This is a genomic window from Pontibacter toksunensis, assembly GCF_042686245.1.
In the GTDB taxonomy this organism is placed as follows: Bacteria; Bacteroidota; Bacteroidia; order Cytophagales; family Hymenobacteraceae; genus Pontibacter; species Pontibacter toksunensis.
Map to the genome: position 1 here is coordinate 109,765 of NZ_JBHUOX010000012.1, position 22,584 is coordinate 132,348.

Below are 22,584 nucleotides of genomic sequence, written 5' to 3' on the forward strand. Positions count from 1 at the left end.
TCTTGATCAGGCTTGCAGAACAAATGCCAAAACATTATATTGTTCATTATCAGGGCTTTAATTTTCACTACGATATCAGCAGCGTGCAAAATCGCGCGATGAGTGTGCGAAAATGCACACTTTATCTTTTGCTAAATAATGGTTCCTATTCAGAATCAGCATATTGTAATAGTGGCATAATTGTAGTTTATTTCGATGCTATAGATTTTGTTTATGCAACTAAAGAAGGCCTCTGTTCTTGTTGTCGATGATGATACCGATGTGCTCACGGCTGTCCGCCTATTGCTGCGGCCGCAGGTGAAAGAAATAGTGACGGAAAAGAATCCGGAGAACATCCAGTCACTGCTGACACACCATACGTTCGATGTGATCCTGCTGGACATGAACTTTGCCAGCTCCATTAACACCGGAAACGAAGGGCTTTTCTGGCTCAAGAAGATAAAAGCACTGAAGTCAACCGCCGCCGTCATCATGATTACCGCCTATGGCGATATCGACCTGGCCATCCGTTCCCTGAAAGAAGGCGCCTATGATTTTGTGGTAAAGCCTTGGCACAACGAAAAGCTGCTAACAACCATTCAGGAAGCCATCAGCAAAAAAACCAATGGCCCAAAGGTCTCCTCCTCACCTGCCGACAGCACCTCGGTGATTGGCTCTGAATTATTAGGAGAATCGGAAGTGATGCAGGATATCTTTTTCAAGATAAAGAAAGTGGCTCCGACCGACGCCAATATCCTGATACTGGGGGAAAACGGTACCGGAAAAGAACTTATCGCCAAAGCCATTCACCAGCACTCGCTGCGGGCAGACAAGCCATTTGTTAAAGTGGATGTGGGCGCGCTGACCGAGTCACTGTTTGAGAGTGAGCTGTTTGGCCATAAGAAAGGCGCCTTTACAGATGCCCGGGAAGACCGAGCCGGGCGTTTTGAGGCTGCCCACAAAGGCACTATTTTCCTGGATGAAATCGGGAACATCTCCCTGCACCAGCAGTCCAAGCTGCTCAGTGTGCTGCAGAACCGGCAGGTCATACGGGTGGGTGCCAATGAGCCCGTGGACATTGATGTGCGCCTGCTTTGTGCTACCAACGTGTCGATGGCAGAGATGGCAAACGAGGCCCGCTTCCGCAAGGACCTGATATACCGGATCAATACAGTGGAAATAACGGTTCCCCCGCTGCGCAAGCGAGGAGACGACATTGTGCTGCTGGGGCGGCACTTTATTACGGTGTACGCAAACAAGTATATGAAACCCGCTCCGGAGCTTGCTAAATTAGGCCTGGAGAAACTAAAGAGCTATCATTACCCCGGCAATGTGCGGGAGCTGCAGTATGCCATAGAGCGCGCAGTGATTATGGCCGACAGTGACGTGCTGGAGGCGCAGGACATAATTTTCTCTCCCATAGAAGCGGCTCCTGCACCTGAAAACCTGCAACAGGAGACCAACCTCGAAGAGCTGGAGAAAACAACTATCCTGCGCGTGCTGGAAAAACACAACGGGAATTTGTCCAGGGCATCGAAGGAGTTAGGGATTACCCGCACGGCATTATACAGGCGACTGGGCAAATATGACATTTAAGAACTTTGAAGCGAAGCTTATTCTTCGGGTGGTACTGCTGTGTATTACCCTGAGCACCCCCGCCATTGTCATTTTAAAAGGCTGGCCTGAGGCGCTGGTCTTTCTGGTGCCCCTCATCCTTTTCCAAGTTTTTGAGCTCATCCGCTTTCTGAAGCAGGCGCAGGAAGAGTTGAACCAGTTTGTGGAGTCCGTCCATTACCGCGACTTTTCACGCTACTTTGCTGAAAACCATGACTCCGCCCAGTTGGATATGCTTCGGAAGGGGTTTAATGAAATCACCACCACCTTCAAGAGCATCAACAGAGAAAAAGAAACCCAGTACCAGCACCTGCAGAAGATACTCGAGATGGTGGATACCGGTATCGTGACCTATGACATGGGCACGGGCGAAATCCTGCTCATGAACGAAGCCATCAAGAAGCTCCTGCACGTCCCTTTTATGAAGACCATCCATTACCTCCAGAAAAGAGACGGGGATTTATATGAAGAGGTAGTAAAACTGGAGCCCGGGCAAACTATTATCACGACGGCTCATACCACTCATTTAGAAAAGAATACCATTAAAGTTCTCCTGTCGGCAACCTCTTGGCAAAGCGATGGCAACCGGTATAAACTGGTGGCCTTCCAGAATGTGAATGAAGCGCTGGATGAAACAGAGTCGCAGGCATGGCAAAAGCTGCTGAACGTGATGACGCACGAAATCATGAACTCTATCGCGCCCATTTCCTCGCTGGCCGATACGCTGAAGAACCGCCTGAAGGAAGCCGTGGTGACAGGTGCCTCCACAGAGGATTTTGAAGACCTGGAAGTGGGTGTTGGCACCATCAAGCGCCGGAGCGAAGGACTGCTGAAGTTTGCCCAGACCTACCGCAACCTCAGCAAAATAACAACGCTGAACTTAACCCAGGTCAACATCCGGGAGCTATTCAACAACCTGCACCGCCTGATGCAGCCCACGCTCGCACAAAAAAACATCCACCTCAGCCTTGTACTCACAGATCAGAACCTCTCCCTGAAAGCAGATCCCAACCTGCTGGACCAAGTGCTCATCAACCTGCTGGTAAACGCCATGGAAGCTGTAAAAGACGTTCCTGATCCAGAGATAACCCTGAGCGCCAACATCGGCACCGATGGCAAAATTGTTATCAAAGTAAGCGACAATGGAGCCGGCATGTCCAGGGAAGTACAGGAGAAAATCTTTATCCCATTTTTCAGCACCAAGAAGCAAGGCAGCGGCATTGGCCTGAGTTTGTGCAAGCAGATTGTAATGCTCCACCGCGGCACCATTCAGGTACAATCAGAAGAAGGCGTGGGAACGGTGTTTATCCTTCGGTTTGGGTGAGAGAAGTGAACTTGAACAATGAACAGAGTTGATACATATTCTCATTTCCAAACTACCCTTCATCTTAATTTGGCCATAGCTAACCTTTCTTGCTTCAAGCAGATAAAACCATCCTCCCAGTCGCCAAGTTGATCTGATTCCTTAGAAGAACTTATACCGAAGAAAAACAAGCATGATTTGTTTTCAAGGATTTTATATATAATATTTTTATATAATGTTACACTAATACTTATATTATTATATTTAGAGGATATTTAGAATCCAAACCCTGAGCTTCTTTACTTCCTTTATGAAACAAACGCTACTGTTCTTTCTATTACTACTCCCTCTGCACTTTATACTAGCTCAGGTTCCTGGTTATCAATTAAAGTCTACTATTGGCAGCACCCCATCTTTTGACTTAGGAGGCATGGCAGTAGATGCTGCAGACAACATCTATGTGATTGACAAAACCAGAATCCTGAAGATGAAGGAAGGAGAGATCTTATCTGAATTTTCAGTTGAATTAGAGGAATATGCAAACTCTTACATTCCAGATGGCGCACCCGGGGGTATTACGGTTGATGATCAGGGGTATATATATCTGCTTAACCGTGTAAAAAAGAGAATTGAGAAACATGATCCAGCCGGAATTTTTTTAGAAACCTTTGGCAACGCCGGCGAAGGGCCAGAGGAATATTTGTATCCCTGGACTATTCACTACAACAAGCACCTGCAGCTTTGTATCTTCGACTCTTTAAAAAGAAAGATTTTTGTATATGACAAAGAAGGCAAGTATATAAAATCTATTGCCCTTGCTGATGCTGCCCCGGAATACCACACATCCAGCATTCAAATCGCTTTAGATGATCAGGGTAAAATCTATGTTGCTGAAACCAAACGTAATCTAGAAAGCAATTCTTTTATTTCCCTCCTGACGGTGCTGAACCAAGAAGGAGAAATAGTACAGCGCTTCAGCGAAAAAGCGATAGCAGACGGTGGCCTTATAAGGCCCACTCATATTGATTTAGACAAGAACGGTGACATCTATATATCAAACTTCACCCCGGCAATAAACATCTACTCCTCTGCCGGTGAATTCAAAAAGAGATTGCTTTTAAATACAGAACCCGACAGCCGCTATTGGAGAAGCGATTTTAAAATCGTTTTTGATAGCCAAAACAACATGTACCTCGGAAGCTATAGCAGGTATGGTAGTGCCGTCAGCAAGTATAATGCTAATCAGCAGTTTTTAGAACAGTGGGGAAGCCTTAGAAGGCCATATGAGGTTGTACTCGATAACAATAACAACCTGTACATGCTGGATCTTTTTAAAAACGAAGTAGTAAAACTGAACCCGGAGGGACAGGAACTCCTGGTGTTTGGCGGGAAGGATGCCGGTATTGAGAATCCTTTAACCCTTGCCGTAGATAACCAGGGCTACATTTATGTTGTGGATATAGAGGGCACAAGAACATCTATCAAAAAGTTTGATGCTATGGGAAATTACATCAGGTCTTTCAACAACATAGCAGGATACTATAAGGTAAATTCTGGAACTTATGTATCGGCTGGTTTGGCTGTTGATCAGATTGGCAACATGTATGTAACAAGTCATAATACCAATGCACTCAGTAAGTACAGCCCGGAAGGTGTACTTCTCGCTACCTTTGGCAGTATGGGAAAAGGCCCGGGTCAGCTTTGGAAGCCACTGGATGTAAGTGTAGATGCTGGTAGTTATGTGTATGTCACAGATATCAATGGACATCGCATACAGAAGTTCAGTTCGACAGGAAAATTCCTGCAACAGTACGGCTCTTTCAGAACAGATGAATATGACCGCTTGGCACGTGCAAGCATCACCACAGATGCCTTAGGAAACACTGTTGTCTCCTCTCTAGATGGAGCTGTGTACAAAGTAACGTACTATGACGCCAGAGGAAAAGCGGTTTCTTCTTTGCCAGATGACTCTCCTAGTATATCGATAAGCGCAGATGGTAAGTTTATTGCTGCTGCCGACCATTATAAAGATGTAATAAAAGTATATGAAACTACTACCCCTCTTGTGTATAATCTCATTCAGGGAAGCATTTACCATGACATCAATCTAAATTGTGTACAGGACACAAATGAGCCGGGCCTTGCAGGCGTCATAACAAAAGCAGAACCAGGCCCATACTATGCCATAACAGATGCAGGGGGTCATTATTCCCTGGCAGTGGGAAAAGGCACTTTCACAGTAGAGCCTCTCTTTGAGGAAATGGCAGGTAAAAAGTCACAATTGTCGTGTTTGCCTAACCAGAATGCCAGCACCTTTACTTTCGACAGTTTTGGCAACAATTCAGGGAGCCACAACATTGGGGTGAAGGTTGTTGTCTCCCCCATCCTCTCCGTCAGTGTCGCCTCCGACCGCCGCCGCCGTTGCTTCGAGAGCACCACGAAACTTACTTATTCCAACACAGGCTATGCCCTTGCTGAAGATGCGAAAGTTTATTTACAGCTACCAGCGCAAGTAGACCTGCTGTCGGCAGATAAGCCGTACACCCGCCTGCCCAACGGCACCTATGTGTTTGATGCCGGCACGGTGGCAGCAGGCCAAAAAAGTGTCATAACCATCCAGGACAAAGTAGTTTGTGGAGACGAAACTATAAGAGGCATGACCGTCTGCACCAGGGCTTGGATAACACCAGGCAACCAGAGCCCTACGGCACCCCCTGCTCCTGTCATTACAATTACAGGCACCTGTAACCCGGAAACAGGCAAGGTGCGCTTCGTGATAAAAAATACCGGGCAGGTGGACATGGAGAAGAGTGAGCAGTTCCGAAAGTACATCAACGGATTGCTCTCCACGGTAGAGGATTACAGGCTGGCCGCCGGCGACAGCTTGGTGCTCTGGGTACCCGCAGGTGGCAGAACCGTTCGTTTGGAGGCAGACCAGCCTGAGGGCAATGGCGACAATACCATGGCCAGCACAACAATAGAAGCCTGTAGTACAGCAGCTACCCCAACTGCCTTCAGCACCGGATTTGTAAATGCACTGCCTACCGACGATGAAGAGGCCGAGGTAGCAGAAGAATGCCTGCCCATCATCGACTCTTTCGACCCGAACGACAAGTTGGTAACACCTACTGGGCAGACAGAAGAGAACTACACACCAACGGGTGTGGCATTGAAGTATAAGATACGGTTCCAGAACACCGGCACCGATGTGGCCTACCGGGTGGTAGTAGTGGATACGCTTTCGGAGCACCTGGACCTGAGCACGCTGCAAATCGGCTCAGTTTCGCATACACATCGGTATGAATTAAGCGGAAAAGGAAAAGCCGTGCTTACCTGGACATTTGATAACATCATGCTGCCCGACAGTACTAGCAATGAGCCTGGCAGCCACGGGTACATCCAGTTCAGCATAAAACCCAAAGCAAACCTGCCGGAGAAAACTGCCGTTGAGAATTACGCTGATATCTTCTTCGACTTCAATTCTCCTGTCCGAACCAATATCACTGAAAACCGCATTTATGATATGCCGCTGGTTGTAGATGAAACGGTGCGACTAAACCTGGAGCAGATTATTGCAATCCCAGCTATCTCAAGCTTCGCTCCCGCTGCCGGCAAGTATGGCACAGAAGTAAGTATTAGCGGTAAGCGTTTTTCTGCTACAGCGGCCAGCAACAAGGTCTATTTCAATGGTATACTGGCTCCTGTTGTAAGCGCCTCTGATACAGAGTTGCGCGTGCTGGTGCCAGTAAGCGCAACTACAGGCACTGTAAAAGTAGTGACACCAGACGGCGCGGCAAACACGGCAGATGCCTTTAAAGTATACCAGCCACCAGTACTCAGCAGTTTCAGCCCTGCAGAGGGCATTGCAGGCTCCACCGTAACCCTGATGGGTGAGCAGCTAAACCCAGACTTGCTACAAAGTATAAAACTTGGCACAAAGGCATGTGACATCATCAGCAATACAGGTGATGTACTGGTGGTGCGGGTACCATCTGAAGCCGTGACATCAAAGTTTAAGATTGTAACCAAAGGGGGCGAGACGGAAAGTACAACCGAATATGTTGTATGGCATCAGCCTTCCATCAGTAGCCTGAGCAAAACCACAGACGCTGTAGGTGCTATTATTACCTTGGCAGGCGAGCATTTTGCACCGCTTGCAGACCGAAACAGGGTGATGTTCGGAGATGTGCAGGCAGAGGTGCTGCAGGCAACCCCTACACAACTGACGGTAAAAGTACCCGTTGGTGCTGGGTCTGGTTTTGTAACTGTCGAGACGCCAGGCGGTAAAACAACAAGCACTGTTAGTTTCGAGGTAATACCGGCTCCTGTCTTTGTTTCCATGGCACCCTCAAAAGGAAGTGTGGGCACCGAAGTAGAGATAACAGGTGCGAATTTTGGCACACTTGGCGTGCAGGATGAGATTCAATTCAACGGAGAGAAGGCACTGATTTTAGAAGCTTCAGATGCAAGGTATAAAGTACGCGTACCAAGGGGTGCAAGCACCGGTAAAGTAAAAATTACGGGGTATGGAGGCATTGCCTACAGCACTTCTGATTTTGAAATAGAAGAGCTCACACCGACACAGTCCATTGTCGTTTATCCCAACCCTACCACCGGGTACTTTACCATCAACTTCCTACAAGCCGACTTTGATGTGCAGGCTGTGCAGGTGTTCAGTACCGTTGGTAAGCTTATACACTCGGCTGCGGTTTCCAGTCCACGCCCTGACAAGTTGGAGATGAACCTGGCTTTTGCGCAGACAGGGCTCTATATCCTACACATCAGAACAGATAGAGGCATTGTGACTAAAAAGCTTACGCTACTTTAAATCAACAGCCAGATATTTCACCATCATCAAACTCCTTACTCTTCAACTAGCCTTAACAAACTCCTTCACTCCATCAAATGGTACAATTATACTATGTGTTGTTTTGATTAAAATATAACTGTTCCTCCTGAAATCAGGTTATAATGGTTTGGCTAAGCTGCCTAAATTAAACGGTAGCCAAACCACAACAACCTTGATTTTAACCAGATACAGATGCAAAGTCTTAGCGCAAAAGAATATAAAAATGAATTTGTAAACACCTTCGATGGGGATGAAAGCGGGAACCTGCAGCCCCGGAAAACACCGGGTGTTCTATACAGTAAAGCCATTCCTACTCCTGTCGAAAAACCTACACTACTGGCCTGGTCAGATGAACTGGCTGCAGAGCTTGGTATACAAAAGCCGGAAAACCAGGAGGAGACTGACATTTTAGGCGGCAATAAGGTCACGGCATCTATGCATCCCTACGCGGCCTGTTATGCCGGGCACCAGTTCGGGCATTGGGCTGGCCAGTTGGGCGATGGCAGGGCCATCACACTGGGTGAATGGGAAGCAGCAGAAGGCACGTCCTGGGAGCTGCAATTAAAAGGAGCCGGACCTACTCCCTACTCCCGCAGGGCCGATGGCAGGGCAGTGCTGCGTTCATCTGTCAGAGAGTATTTGATGAGCGAAGCCATGCATTACCTGGGCGTACCCACTACCAGGGCCTTGAGCCTGGTGGCCACCGGCGAGCCTGTATTGCGCGACATGTTTTACAATGGCAATGCAGCCTATGAGCCGGGAGCCATTGTGATGCGCGTGTCGCCGAGCTTCCTGCGTTTTGGCAATTTCGAAATACTGGCTGCCCGCAAAGAAACCGAGAATCTGCGAAAACTGACCGACTGGACCATCAGCCGCTACTATCCGCACCTACAGGGCGAAGACAAACTCCTGCTGTGGTTCAGGGAGGTGACGGAGCGCACAGCAACAATGATTGTGGAGTGGCTGCGGGTGGGCTTTGTGCATGGGGTCATGAATACGGATAACATGTCCATCCTGGGCCTTACCATCGACTATGGCCCCTATTCATTCCTCGATGATTATGACCCGGATTTTACGCCGAACACCACTGATTTACCGGGCAGAAGGTACGCCTTTGGAAAACAAGCCGCCATCGCTTACTGGAATTTAGGCTGCCTTGCCAGCGCCATTGCCCCTTTACTTCCTGACACGAAAGAGTTAGTAGAGGTGCTGGAAACCTACGGAAATGTATATACAGAAAAGTACCTGGCCATGATGGCAAATAAACTTGGTCTTGACCAGGTGAAACCGGAAGACGTGGATCTCATTGAGCAGTTTGAGGCTACTCTCTCAACTATAAAGCCTGATATGGCCATTTTCTACCAGCTTCTTATCGACTTCCCTCTCGGGCTGGAAGAGAAGCAGGATGTTGTGAAGCATTTTAAAGAAAGCTTATACCATGAATTGTCACAGGAAGAAACTGAAACGCTATACAGCCTTATTACGAACTACAGTCAACGGATAAAGACAAATGGCAGTTCCCGTGAAGCCTCCCAAAAGCGGATGAGGGAAGCGAACCCACGGTTTATTCTAAGAAACTACCTGCTGCACCAGGCCATTGAAGAGCTGGAACGGGGGCAGGATCAGCTTTTTGTAAAGCTGCAGGAGGCAATGAAGAAGCCGTACTCAAAAGAATTTGATGAGTTTTTTGCCAAAAGGCCTGATTGGGCAAGCCAGAAAGCAGGTTGCTCTATGCTATCCTGCAGTTCCTGATTTTTGTTTTCCGAATATCCTGCACTTTCAACAGGCAACAGAATGTATTAAGGTGGAAACTAAAAAAAGAAGCCGCTCAGGATTTATGTGAGCGGCTTCTTTATGTTAAAAATCAGAACCTATGCTTTGCGCTCTATTTCGCGCAGGTTCTCCAACTTCTTATTTCGCAGGAAGCCGTTGATGTCCTCGAAGTGTTCTTTAATGCGCTTGTTGCCGAACTCAAATACTTTGGTGGCCAGCCCGTCGAGGAAGTCCCGGTCGTGAGACACGAGGATCAGGGTACCGTCGAAGCTGTTGAGGGCATCTTTCAGAATATCTTTTGTTTTAATATCGAGGTGGTTGGTAGGTTCATCCAGAATCAGGAGGTTAACGGGTTGTAGCAGCAGCTTTATCATGGCCAGGCGCGTTTTCTCCCCTCCGGATAGCACTTTAACCTTTTTCTCTACTGTTTCACCGCTGAACATAAAAGCGCCGAGCAAATCCTTTATTTTGGTGCGCACGTCTCCAACAGCAATTTGGTCTATTGTCTGGAAAACGGTGAGATCACCATCCAGTAAAGCGGCCTGATTCTGGGCGAAATACCCTACCATACAGTTGTGGCCTAATTGTAGCTTGCCTTCATAATCAATCTCCCCCATTATCGCTTTCACCAGGGTAGACTTTCCTTCTCCATTCTTGCCGACAAAAGCAATTTTCTCTCCTCGTTCTATGGTAAGCGAAGCATCTTTGAAAACCGTGTGGTCGCCATACTTCTTTGTCAGGTCCTCCACAATAACCGGGTAATTACCGGAGCGCGGGGCAGGCGGAAACTTCAGGCTCAGGGCGGAAGAGTCTACTTCATCCACCTCTATGATTTCCATTTTCTCCAGCATCTTCACCCGCGACTGCACCTGTAGCGTTTTAGAATAAGTACCCTTAAAGCGGTCGATAAAGCCCTGGATATCAGCAATTTCTTTCTGCTGATCTTCAAACTGCCTTTGCTGCTGTTCGTGTCTCTCCTTGCGCAGCTGCAGGTATTGGGTATAGTTTACCTTGTAGTCGTAAATACGGCCCATGGTCACTTCAATGGTGCGGTTCGTGATGTTGTCGACAAAGGTCTTATCGTGTGAAATGACGATAACGGCCTTGGCATTGTTCACCAGGAAATCCTCCAGCCACTGAATGGACTCAATGTCCAGGTGGTTGGTCGGCTCATCGAGCAGGATGAGGTCCGGCTTCTGCAGCAGGATTTTGGCCAACTCGATGCGCATGCGCCAGCCGCCGCTAAACTCTACCGTAGACCTGCCGAAGTCAGAACGGGAGAAACCAAGGCCCTTCAGTGTTTTCTCTACCTCTGCATCAAAGTTGATTTCTTCGATAGAATAGTACTTCTCGCCTAGCTCCGATACCTGCTCAATCAGCTTGTAATAATCATCAGAGTCGTAATCAGTGCGGGTCTCTAGTTGCGCATTCAGCTCGTCCATCTGCGCTTTCATATTCAGTACATCCGCAAAGGCTTTAGAGGCTTCCTCGAACACGGTACAGTCATCCTCTGTTAGCAGGTGCTGCGGCAGGTATGCAATAACAGCTTCTTTCGGGGCCGATATTTTGCCACGGGTGGGCTTGCTGACGCCTGCTATCACTTTCAAGAGCGTAGACTTCCCCGCACCGTTTTTGCCCATCAGGGCAATACGGTCGTTTTCGTTAATGTAAAAACCAATATTGCTAAAAAGCGCCGAGCCATTAAACTCGACCGTAACTCCGTCAACTGAAATCATATGGCTAAAAATAAAGGTGCAAAGATAAGATAAAATTCACCTTTTTGCCTTAGATTTTCAGATAGTAGACCGGAATTGAGCAGGTTGAGTAGAATGTAGTTACTCTGAGGTTATTTACTGTGAGGTTATAATGGATAAAGGTATGGAATGGTGCCCTATACAGGTTCTTTTCACTCTTGTGCAGAAAATTCCCCTCCTCGGAGTAGGGCCGTTTCATTCTACCCAACTTAATTGCAGCTCAAGTACTGGCTACCTCTCTAAATCCTGTCATTTTGAACATGCAGAGAATTCCCCTCCTCGGAGGGGTCAGGGGTGGGTTACTGCAATTGCCTATGCTTCATCACCCATCCTTCAATTACCCGGATTACGTTTGATAGCTCCTGCTTTACAGCTGCGTCATCAAACCGAAGAAACCTTACACCTAATTCCTCCAAAGTTTCCTGTCTCACTTTATCTTCTGTATAGCTATAATCGTGACTGTCGCCATCAACTTCAATTGCCAGCATCAACTGCTTGCAGTAAAAATCAACAATATAGTTATTTAGTGGCTTTTGCCTGTCGAAATTGAGGCCGAGCAGTTGCCTATTTTTGAGCTCATTCCAAAGCAGGACTTCTGACAGTGTGCTGTTTTGCCGAAGCTGCCTAGCCAGTTCTTTTAGATTTGGCTGATATGGTATGACTTTGTGTCTCATCTGTAAAATTAACCCACCCCTAACCCCTCCGGGGAAGGGAATTTTTCCAAAAGGGAAAAGCTGTTTTTCCTTATCAAATCCCCTTACTCCACCTTACTCATATGCTCGTCGTCTGAGAGGGCTGATTTGGCTAGTAGCTCGCGGAGCCGCTCTACGTGCACCTTCATTTCCTCTGCGCGCTCCTCCTGCATGGTAGCCCAGCGCCCGTTTCCTTTGCTGCTTTCAGCTTGGGAAATTTGCCTCAGAATATTGCGCCGCTCTTCGAGGGTGCGCAAAGCAACCTAAAGCGTTTCTTCAATGGAATTGGACATCCCTTGCATCAGGGATTCTTTGGTATAGGCGTGGCCGGAGTGGCACCTGAAGCGCTTCACCGTGTTTGGTTGTGAAAGCTCCCATAAGCCACCACCACAATCAGGGCAACTGTAAGGGGCGCGTTTCCCGATATTATCTAATTCTTCAATACTGGTCATAACACTGCTGATCATAACTCGTTGTGCTATTTGTGCTTCCTGCCAGACATCTGTAGGCACTTTCACTGAATCCTGATCTGGCTGATGCGCAAGCTTCATTAATATTTCTCCCATGTCACTAATGGGCACCACATAATCTATGGCCACTTGCCGTATAACGTTGGCCGGCAAGGCTGGGTACTCCGCATCATCCGGGTGCTGCACCACTGTTTTACCACCGCAGCGCTTTATAAACTCCATGCCCACTACCCCATCGCTCAAAAAGCCGGTTAATATTACACCTGTCGCCCGTGCACCATGGTAAGCCGCTGCTGAGCGGAACAAAGGGTCAATGGCTGGCCGGAATTGATTTTCCAGCGGGCCTCTTGCTACCAGCATCTCTTTTTCTGTTAAAATCAGGTGCCTGTCGGGTGGGGCCATATAGACCGTACCAGTTTCAAAAGCCTGCTGGTGTTCCGCAACTTTACAGGTTAGCTTCGTGTGGTGGTTGAGCCGATTTACCAGGAATGGCGCGGAGGAATCGTTGCTTAAATGCTGAACGATGAAAATCGCAGCCGGCAAATCAGCCGGGAGCTTAGACAGCAGCAGCGTTAACGCCTGCATCCCCCCTGCCGAGGTGCCAATAACAATGATCTTAGGGCTGTTTATATCCATATAAAAAACTTCAAACCTTACAGGCAGATGGCTGCATACGCCATAGTAACATATTTTTATATTTACGGGCCACTACATGAAGTGTTAAGTCCTCTGCTTCGTAAGCCTGCCCCGTGCTTCAGAAAAACCTATCCCTATTATTCGCCTCCCCCTCATCCGCCTAAAGTTTATTACATAATTAAGTGATAAATTGCCAGACCAGTAAGAAAAAAACGTATCCTGAGTATAAGGAACAGTGCATGGCAGAATCAGCTAAACATAAGAAAAATAATAAAGCAGGCAGCAAAGTGCGTAAAAAGGCAGAACAAGAGGTATTTGTGATTGGGATTGGAGCGTCTGCAGGTGGCTTGCAGGCCCTCGAGGCTTTGTTTAGTTGTGTGCCGCAGGACAGTGTATCTTATGTTATTGTGCAGCACCTCTCTTCGGAACACCGTAGCTTTCTGACGCAGTTGGTGTCACGATATTCCGCACTGGAAGTAATGGAAGCAGCACACAACATGCTTGTGGAGACAAACAAGGTATACGTTATTCCCAATAACAAGGAGCTGACCATACAGGATAATCACTTACAGCTAATTGAGAAAACCAATAGCGGCCGCTCCAGAACCGTAGACACGTTTTTCGCCTCTCTGGCTGCCGACAAAAAGAACCGCGCCATCGGTATCATCCTTTCAGGCACGGGCAACGACGGCTCACAGGGCGTAGTAGCCATCAAAAAAGCAGGTGGTATGGTCATCGTGCAGGACCCCGAAACTGCCACTTTCGACGCGATGCCTCTTAATGCCATCAACACCGGCCATTCAGACTATGTCCTGTCACCGGAGGAAATGCCCGGCGAGATTATGAATTATGTGAAAGCAGCGCCGCTCACCTTAGGCCTGACAGAGTTGGTGAACAGTGAAACGGAAGCGTCTTTCCTACAGATCCTGGATATGGTGCATGAGCGGACAGGGTTTGATTTTAATAGCTATAAGCGGCCAACCATCATAAGGCGCATCAGCCGCCGTATGGCCGTCCTGAACATACTCAACCTGCCTGATTACCTCGACTACCTGAACCAGACCCCTCAGGAAGTAGAAATACTGAGCAAAGACTTTCTGATAGGTGTCACCAAATTTTTCCGGGACAAGGAGGCTTACCAGGTAATCGCAGATACAGTAATTCCAGACCTGGTAGACAGTAAAAAGGAAAATGACCAGCTGCGCATCTGGGTTGCCGGCTGCTCCTCCGGCGAGGAACCCTACTCCCTGGCCATCCTGGTAAGGGAGTACCTGGATAAGGTGAAGAAAGAACTCGAGGTAAAGATTTTCGCCTCCGATATAGACCGCGATGCCCTCGATTTTGCAAGTAAAGGATTATACCCAAAAACCGATCTAACAGCTGTTCCGGAAGAACGGCTGCAGGAATTCTTTCTAAAAGAGGATGGCAAATTCCGGGTGTGCCAGCGCGTACGCCGCATGGTCATTTTTTCCCCTCACAATGTGGTAAAAGACCCTCCCTTCAGCAGGATTGACCTGGTGAGTTGCAGAAACATGCTTATTTACCTCAGCCCGTTGCTTCAGAAAAAAGTCATCGATAAGTTTCACTACGCTTTGCAGGTGGGCGGTTACCTGTTCCTAGGTTCCAGCGAAAGCATCGGCGAGCGGAGAAACTTTGAGGAGGTAAGTAAAAAGTGGAAGATTTACCGCAACACAGAGCCTAGCCGGTCTCTTGGCTTGACTGATACTTATACGGGCAGTGGCCTGAGCAGGAGACCCGCTCCGCCAGCCATACCAAGCTATTCACGTGACCTGACTACGAAACAACTGTTGCATCATCATTTCAACGAGCTACTCAGTGAGACTGTACTGGAGGAGTACGGTTTCGCCGCTGTGTATGTAGATGAAAACTATGATGTGCTGCACGGAGCAGGTAAATTCAAAAACTACCTGGACCTACCTGAGCAGAACTTCACTTTTAACCTGCTTAAGCTGGTGCCGCAGGACCTTGCCGTTTCCCTGGGAACCATGCTGCGAAGAGCCATACTTGAAAAGGAGAAACTAACTGCCCATAACGTTCAGATGCGCGATGGCAATACTCTCCGCTATGTTAATGTAGTGGTAAAGCCTTACCTGGCAGGCAGAAACCTGGGTCATAAATTTATCCTGGTGTTGTTCTCTGAAGAGCACCCTAGCGTACCGCTTACCACGAACGAGCTGATACCCTCTGTTGATAGCCAATATGACCAACGGGTTAAGGAACTTGAAATAGAATTGCAGTACACCAAAGATGATCTGCAGGCCGTAGTAGAGGAACTGGAGACTGCAAACGAAGAGCTGCAGAGCACGAACGAAGAATTACTTTCTTCTAATGAAGAGCTGCAAAGCACTAATGAGGAGCTGCAGTCGCTGAACGAGGAGCTACACACCATCAACACCGAGCACCAGTACAAGATAAAAGCGCTGGTAGAACTCGACGATGACCTGAACAACTATTTCCGAAGCACCGATATCGGGCAGATATTCGTAGACCGCAAACTGGTTATAAGAAAGTTTACGCCTGCTGCAACACGCCTGATAAACATGATAGAAAGTGACATCGGGCGCTCCATCTACCAGATATCCAACAACCTGCGCTACGACGGGCTGATAGACGATGTACGGGATGTTATCTCCAGGCATTATGTCCTTGAAAAAGAGGTGCAGGATAAAGGCGGCGTGTGGTACCAGATGCGCATCCTTCCCTACATCACGCAGGAGCGGAAGATTGATGGCGCCATCATCATCTTCATCCAGATAAACGAGCTGAAAAACCTGCACCTGCTGCACGAAGGTATCCTGGACAGTTCCCCGAATGCCATCCTTGCCCTCAAGGCTGTCCGGAATCAAAGCAACGCAATCGTTGACTTCACCCTTTCTCTGTTTAACCACAGAGCACAGGAGTTTATGGGCTACCCTGCCGGCAACCTGCTTGGTAAAACGCTTTGGGGGGAATACCCTCGTATACTGGAGAAAAGAATTTTTGGCAGCCTGGCACAAGTGGTGGAAACAGGCGAGCAACTGGATGTGGAACTGCCACAGCAGCATAACGGCAGCCAGCACTGGCTGCACATTGTAGCTGTTAAGTTTGACGATGGCCTGGTGCTGACACTGCACGATATTACAGAGCGCAAACTGTATGAACATTCGCTGCAGCAACAGCAGGAACAGATTGCAACAAGTGCAGAACGTTTCCGCACCCTGCTGGAGGCCGTGCCGCATATTACCTGGACAAACAAACCTACCGGAGAAGCCATTTCCTTTAACCGGTTCTGGTATGATTATACCGGACTAGCAGAGGAAGAATCAACTGATTGGGGCTGGGAAAACGCTATTCACCCTGACGATTTGAAAACGCTGCAGCCAGATTATCTCTCCTCCATGCAGGCAGGTGAAATATTTAATACTCAGGCCCGCATCTTAAGAAAAGTAGATAACCAGTACCGCTGGCACCTTATCAAAGATGTTCCCATCAGGGATCCGAACGGCAGAATCACCCAGTGGGTAGGAACTGCCACGGACATTCAGGATCAAAAAGATGCTGAAGAAACACAGATTCAGTACAGGCTGTCGCAGCAGCGTGAGATACTGAGTGCCATTCTGCAAACACAGGAAGCAGAGCGCAGGCGCATTTCGGAAGCCTTGCATAATGGGCTAGGCCAGATACTGTACGCCGCCAAGCTAAACCTCAGCAACTTAGATGCTGAGAACGCGAAGCAGGAGAAAGCCATAGCCACCGTTGATAAGCTGCTCACAGATAGTGTTACGATTACGCGCGATATTTCTGCCGAACTGACACCTGCTGTTCTGAAGGATTTTGGCTTTAAAACTGCCGTAGAAGAAGCTATTTCCAGGATCAACAACAAAGGCCTCCGCATCAGCTTAGAGATAAACGGATTCGATAAACGCCTGGACTACACAGTAGAACTCTCTTTGTACCGGATCATTCAGGAGCTGCTGAATAATATTCTCAAACACGCACACGCTACCGAAGCTAAAATATTAATTGAATGTGAAGAAAAATCCGTTTACCTGCGGGTGGAAGACAATGGCATTGGTATAGATGAGAAAGATTTCCATAAGCTGAAAGGCATTGGCCTGAGCAGTATCCAAAACAGGGTGGAGCTGCTGCAGGGGAAAATGGAAGTACATGGCGAAAAAGGCAAAGGCTCAGTGTTTGAAATAGAGTGTACGCTATAAGCATTTATCCTGCTGTTGCTGCTGTAGTCTATTTTTCATCCTGCCTTTTTTAGGATAAGCTTACAGTAAAAACTTACTTTTAGCCTGTACCCTCGCAGAGAACGTTAGCCACTTGCATGAAGAAAAGCAAAGGTCGCACCAGGAGGTCGGGTATAAAGACAGCGCTTTCTTTTGAAAAATCCACCAGGAGCAATAGTTTAGCAGAAAGAGATAAACACAAGCTTGCTTTACCTGTTTATCCCGCTAACATCACTGGCTAACCCATGCCTATACACCACCACACTACATACAGAGCTGCCAAGACAGTAGCTAAAACGATAGAAGCCCATTTTGTGCGCCATCTGACTGCGTCGCGCTACGAAAATGAAGAGGCTATGGCACCAGAACCCAATGCCAAGGCCATAGAAATTCTGATTGATATTGCTTTCTGGGCCAGCCTGCGTCGTGAGGAAGGGCATTCTCCCAAGATATCCCTCGCCTTTCTCCCACCCGCACTCTCAGGCCAGCCGCTGTTGCTGGAGCAAAGGCTGCCGCTCACTCCCGCTGTTCTGGTAAAGCTTGCACCAGCCGTGGAGCGTCCCGGTATCCATCTGGGGGTGTGGCAGGACGAGAATGAGATGTATGTGTGGGGCGCTACCCGCCTGATTCCGAGCCTGTGCCTGGTGCTGGATGTTACAGAGCCGGGCTTGCTGGTGATAAAGTACCGCAGAACCGGCGGCTTGGGCAAGTTTGCCAACATTGCAGTACTAAAAGGAGACCAGGTGAAGGTACTGGAGGAGCAAAGCATCTTTCTGCAGCACAGCCCTCCCCTCCTCTCAACCCTGCTGGGCTTCTCATCCCCCTCGCCCTGGGGAGAATCTGTGAACGTGCTGGTACAGCTGGCCGTTTCAATGCGCGACCACAAGCGCGGCGGCACCCTACTGGTCGTTCCGGCTGGCACAGAGGCATGGCGTAAATCTATTATACATCCTATTCTGTACTCTGTGGTTCCAGCCTTCAGCAGGTTGTCCGAACTGGTGCAGCAGGAAGAGGAGCAGCAAAGCGGAAACGACTGGCAAAGTGCCTTGACTAAAGCAATAGACGGCATTGCCGGTGTAACGGCAGTAGACGGTGCTACTGTTATCAACGACAAGTATGAATTGCTTGCCTTTGGTTCAAAAATTGGCCGGCCGCAGGGAAGCACTCCTGTCCAGAAGGTAATGGTCACAGAACCTGTTGTCGGCAGCACCCCGACTGTGGTTTCGCCCTCGCAGAACGGCGGTACCCGGCATTTATCTGCAGCACAGTTCGTACACGACCAGCACGATGCCTTCGCCCTCGTAGCCTCGCAGGATGGCGGATTCACTATTTTTGCCTGGTCGCCCCACGACCAGATGGTGCACGCGCACCGGATTGACACCTTGCTGCTGTAATCTTGTACTTATAGTGTTGTGCAGGCATCTATGTGTAAGCTTCTTTCCACTCTGCTAAGCTAGGTTACAGCCATGTTATGTATGTTATACCAAATCTCATAAAGCTTATTCCTAAGGATGATAAGACTTCAAGCCATAATCAGCAGCACGAAGCGAATCCGTTCCCAGACATTGGGTGGAGCGCCTGGGGGTAGGGGCCCTACCCCAGCCTGGAGAGCACAGCACAATAGCTATAGAAAAGCAGGTTTGATGCTGCAGGATGAACTGTCACTACGGCAGCTTAGACAAAATCCATAGCTAGCTGATCCTGTGGAAGTTACTTTAAGATAAAAGGTATTAGTTACAAGTATATAAACCTGCCCCACGAAAATAAAAGAAGAGGAACAGCATGCAGCACCAGGCTTCCGATATAGTGGTTAGTACACCAAGTAAACTACCTCCACCTTATTCTGCCGCTGCTACCCTGCAACAAAAATAAATTGTACAGCACCTGCAACCATCACTGTCTTCTTTGGGGTCTTTCTTATGTCTTCGGCACGCTATAAACGAATGCTTTTGCAGTAGTCTTAAGTGCCGAGGAGAAATTTTCCGTTCTATCCAACCATCAAAAACTTATGAAAAAAATTTCAGGTAAGCTGTTTTTAAGCAAGTTTACAATTCTGTTATCCAGTGTCTTTACTTTTTCCCTAACCTCCTGCCTGGAAATGAAAGATGCGGATGATGACATTATAAAGCCTGCTACTTACATCGCCATTTACCATGGGGCACCTGATGCTCCTGATGTTGACATTTTTGTAGACAACACCCGCATCAACAACCAATCATTTAAGTATGCCAATTACTCCGATTACTTTAATTTTGTGGCACCCGGAAACCACAGGCTCAAGTTTACACCAGTCAATGCATCCAACGCCCTGATAGATACAGCATTAACTTTTAAAGAAGGCGACATTTACTCGCTCTTTCTGGTAGACCGGTTGCAGGAAGTTGAGTTGCTGGCTGTAGAGGATAGCCTGATAACACCAGGTGCAAATGAAGTAGGGTTGCGTGTGGTGCAGCTATCACCGGATGCCCCTGCCATGGATATTGTACTTGTTAAAAGCAGCACCAACACTTCCTTCTCCACCAATATGGACTTCAGAGACAGTACCCCCTTCAGGAAAACACCCTCAGGAACACATACTGTCCAGCTAAGAGATGCAGGCAGTGAGGAACTGCTGCTTGCTGTGCCCAACATCACGTTGGAAGCCGGAAGAAACTACTCCTTTATCGTCCGTGGATTTACATCACCTCCTACCGGAAGCACCAACGTGCTAAGCCTGCAGGTTATCCGAAATTACTAAGCGCCAGGGGTAGAGTAGAATACATTCCTGGCAATTCTATTAAAAATTGTTTTTTCTTCACAAACCCGCTTCTCCAGGTATAAGCGGGTTTGTTGCATTATACTCAGCTACCGGCACCAGCCCCACAGCGCAGTATTTCATTGCCAGGCCGACTTCAGAATGATTGTAAGATGGAGGTTGTAGTTGTGCATACAGTTTACTCCGTGAAAGCTAAGTCAGCTTACAAGTTTTTAAGAATAAAGCAGGTATTGATGCTAAGGAAAGGGCATCATCATAACAGGCGCTGGTGTCATCAAATATCTTTACCGCTGGCTTCTGCATTTTACCTTCTGTTGCTCCAGCGTTCCAGGTAAACATGGAACAGAGTCAACTCCCTGAGCGAAATTCCGTTTTACCTTATAGCCTGCGTATAATCAAATTATAAGTTATAAAATTTCAGTTCAGAAAATTACTTTAACCTGCTCTTTGAGCGTAACACTAAAGCGATGGTAACACTGAAAGTATTGTTTGGTAAAAAGATTTTAGCACTTGGCTTACTGCTTCTGATGGGCTTTACTGCTCCTTATTCAAATCCGGGTACAGATACAGCTATTACACACTCTGTTGTACAGGCCGTTGAACCGGAAGGTGCCTGGCTGCTTACGATTCCTACAACGAAAGAGAAAGCGGCAATGCCAAACGCCACCGCTGTAAAAATTATGGAAGACGGTTTTTTCTCAGTGGCTTATTATGACAAGGCCGGAAAAGAGTTTCTAGGAACCTACGGCGGCACTTACAAACTCGCTGATGGAAAGATCACCGAGCAATACGAGTTCAATACCTTCGATACAACGGCAGTAGGAAAATCAGTGACGGGCGATTATACCATCATGAACGACAAAATGCAGCTGAAGGGAGTGAAAGAAGCCAACGCCACTGAAGTATGGGAAAAAATTCAGGCTGGGCAAACAGCTTCTCCGCTGGCAGGTGCCTGGCGCATTAGTGGGCGCGAAGATAACGGACAGATGAACGCCATGCAACCGGGACCTCGGAAAACAATCAAGATGTTGTCGGGAGACCGCTTTCAATGGATTGCCTTTAACTCTGAGACAGCAGGTTTCTTCGGAACCGGTGGGGGCACTTTTACAACAGAAAACGGCAAGTACACAGAGAACATCGAGTTCTTCTCCCGCGATTCAAGCCGGGTAGGCAGGCAATTAGCCTTCGACTTCGAAGTGAAAGACGGCAAATGGCACCACAGCGGCCTGAGCAGTACCGGCAAACCCATTAATGAAGTCTGGCAGATTTACGAAATGCAATAATACTGCATCAGGCTTACAGATCTATGCCGTTGCAGCAGCGGCTACTTAGGTAACTGCAGCACAAACTCTTTTCCAGCAGGCACAGGCAAATCATACCCTTTTATCCAGGGGTTATAGTAGCGTATGGTCTTGTAGTTAGTGCCATGCTCCAAAGCAAAAGCAGATAAATCAGGTATGGAAGTAGTGATGACCAGCGGGCGCGTTGGCAAAGCGTTATAGCCATGCTCTTCTGCAAAGTCGAAGCCGTATTTCTGCGGATTTCCCAGCACCTCTTTTAAAGCCAGAATCCGGAACATATACCGTGAGGTTTCCTCGTTCAGGTATAAATCATAGTAAGAACTCACCCCCTGTTTCTCCAGCGCTCTGTCGAGGCCGCCCATGCCCCGGTTGTAGGAGGCTGCCGCGTTGGTCCAGTTGCCGAATCGCTTCTTTGCAGTCTTAAGGTAGCGGATAGCAGCCCGCGTCGATTTCTCCACATGAAAGCGTTCATCCACATCGCTGTTTACCACCATACCATAGCCACGGGCAGTGTCCGGCATCAGCTGCCAGAATCCTGCCGCACCCGCCGGCGAGGTAACATGTCCGAAAAGGCTTTCGGCAAGGGCGAGGTAGATAAAATCTTCCGGAACATCATTTTCCCTGAGCAGGCGTTTCATTTCCGGCAGGTACCGCTGCATGCGCTTCAGGCCCAGCAGCGTTCTATAGTGCGAGTAGGTGTTAATGAGAAGTTCCTGGTCCAGGCGCTCGGCCACGTCAGGCACGTGGAGCGGCACCGGCTCCCCGGCAAAAGAAAGCGCATCCGGCAAAGCAGGTGGGCGGTAACCTTTTTTGGTTACAATGGTATTTATTTCTCCCTCAGTGTCTCCTTCAGACCGAAGGGGCTGCTGGCTGCAAAGGTGCAACGAAAGACCCAATATCACCGTTCCTACCCATCCGAATTTCCAATAATGCTTTGTCATGCGATCCTCCTTCCAGTTAAATTCCCATCAGTTCTATAACTGACTATTTGCCGCTATATTCTTAAAGTTAGAAAAAAAGGACCAGTTTTCTAAGTACCGAAAGCCCGAAAGCAGCTACATTTTCAAGCAAAATTCAGAAAAAACAAACATTCTTGCGGGTATTTACACCTCTGAATCAGGACATTAACAACCTGCAATCCTGCCTTACCAGTATGTAAGCCATAATTCAATAAATACAGTTTGCTCCTGTCTTATTTTATACGAAGCGGCAGCTACGCCGCA

At 48.0% G+C, this 22,584-nt stretch carries 13 protein-coding genes; 8 read left to right on the plus strand and 5 right to left on the minus strand.

The genetic code is table 11. The features are described from left to right. Positions 1–213 precede the first annotated feature (213 nt). From ACFS7Z_RS16225 to ACFS7Z_RS16240, 4 genes are all read left to right on the plus strand, one after another. Positions 214–1,575: a sigma-54-dependent transcriptional regulator gene (locus ACFS7Z_RS16225; RefSeq protein ID WP_377486681.1), complete on the plus strand. Its 1,362-nt coding sequence runs from the start codon at positions 214–216 to the stop codon at positions 1,573–1,575. Then, positions 1,565–2,917, plus strand: a complete 1,353-nt coding sequence (locus ACFS7Z_RS16230) for a sensor histidine kinase (protein WP_377486684.1) — start codon at positions 1,565–1,567, stop codon at positions 2,915–2,917. The genes ACFS7Z_RS16225 and ACFS7Z_RS16230 overlap by 11 nt, the downstream gene beginning before the upstream one ends. Positions 2,918–3,206: 289 nt before the next feature. Next, positions 3,207–7,724 carry a DUF7619 domain-containing protein gene (locus ACFS7Z_RS16235; RefSeq protein ID WP_377486687.1) on the plus strand — a complete coding sequence of 1,506 codons (4,518 nt, stop codon included), beginning with the start codon at positions 3,207–3,209 and terminating at the stop codon, positions 7,722–7,724. Between the two features lie 213 nt (positions 7,725–7,937). Further along, positions 7,938–9,497: a protein adenylyltransferase SelO gene (locus ACFS7Z_RS16240; RefSeq protein ID WP_377486690.1), complete on the plus strand. Its 1,560-nt coding sequence runs from the start codon at positions 7,938–7,940 to the stop codon at positions 9,495–9,497. A gap of 119 nt (positions 9,498–9,616) precedes the next feature. Here ACFS7Z_RS16240 and ACFS7Z_RS16245 read toward each other — a convergent pair whose 3' ends face one another. The 4 genes from ACFS7Z_RS16245 to ACFS7Z_RS16260 all read right to left on the minus strand — a co-directional run bounded on the left by ACFS7Z_RS16245 (position 9,617) and on the right by ACFS7Z_RS16260 (position 13,070). Beyond that, a complete protein-coding gene (locus ACFS7Z_RS16245) occupies positions 9,617–11,254 on the minus strand; it encodes an ABC-F family ATP-binding cassette domain-containing protein (protein WP_377486693.1) in 1,638 nt (545 codons plus the stop codon). A 317-nt stretch (positions 11,255–11,571) separates the two neighbouring features. Beyond that, positions 11,572–11,946, minus strand: a complete 375-nt coding sequence (locus ACFS7Z_RS16250; RefSeq protein WP_377486696.1) for an endonuclease domain-containing protein — start codon at positions 11,944–11,946, stop codon at positions 11,572–11,574. A gap of 83 nt (positions 11,947–12,029) precedes the next feature. After that, entirely contained in the window at positions 12,030–12,221 is a 192-nt protein-coding gene (locus ACFS7Z_RS16255; protein ID WP_377486699.1) for a hypothetical protein, read from the minus strand. 6 nt (positions 12,222–12,227) lie between these two features. Further along, positions 12,228–13,070 (minus strand): chemotaxis protein CheB, encoded by an 843-nt coding sequence (locus ACFS7Z_RS16260; protein WP_377486702.1) that lies wholly within the window; start codon positions 13,068–13,070, stop codon positions 12,228–12,230. Positions 13,071–13,309: 239 nt separating this feature from the next. Between ACFS7Z_RS16260 and ACFS7Z_RS16265 the strand changes: the two genes are divergently transcribed. The 4 genes from ACFS7Z_RS16265 to ACFS7Z_RS16280 all read left to right on the plus strand — a co-directional run bounded on the left by ACFS7Z_RS16265 (position 13,310) and on the right by ACFS7Z_RS16280 (position 21,343). Next, positions 13,310–17,287: a CheR family methyltransferase gene (locus ACFS7Z_RS16265; RefSeq protein WP_377486705.1), complete on the plus strand. Its 3,978-nt coding sequence runs from the start codon at positions 13,310–13,312 to the stop codon at positions 17,285–17,287. 263 nt (positions 17,288–17,550) lie between these two features. Further along, entirely contained in the window at positions 17,551–18,699 is a 1,149-nt protein-coding gene (locus tag ACFS7Z_RS16270) for a putative sensor domain DACNV-containing protein (protein ID WP_377486708.1), read from the plus strand. 614 nt (positions 18,700–19,313) lie between these two features. Then, entirely contained in the window at positions 19,314–20,042 is a 729-nt protein-coding gene (locus ACFS7Z_RS16275) for a DUF4397 domain-containing protein (protein ID WP_377486711.1), read from the plus strand. Positions 20,043–20,527: 485 nt separating this feature from the next. Further along, on the plus strand, positions 20,528–21,343 hold the full coding sequence (locus ACFS7Z_RS16280) for a membrane or secreted protein (RefSeq protein ID WP_377486714.1): 816 nt from the start codon (positions 20,528–20,530) through the stop codon (positions 21,341–21,343). Positions 21,344–21,384: 41 nt separating this feature from the next. Here the strand turns inward: ACFS7Z_RS16280 and ACFS7Z_RS16285 are convergent, their stop codons facing one another. Next, on the minus strand, positions 21,385–22,302 hold the full coding sequence (locus tag ACFS7Z_RS16285) for a lytic transglycosylase domain-containing protein (RefSeq protein WP_377486717.1): 918 nt from the start codon (positions 22,300–22,302) through the stop codon (positions 21,385–21,387). Between the last annotated feature and the right edge of the window lie 282 nt (positions 22,303–22,584).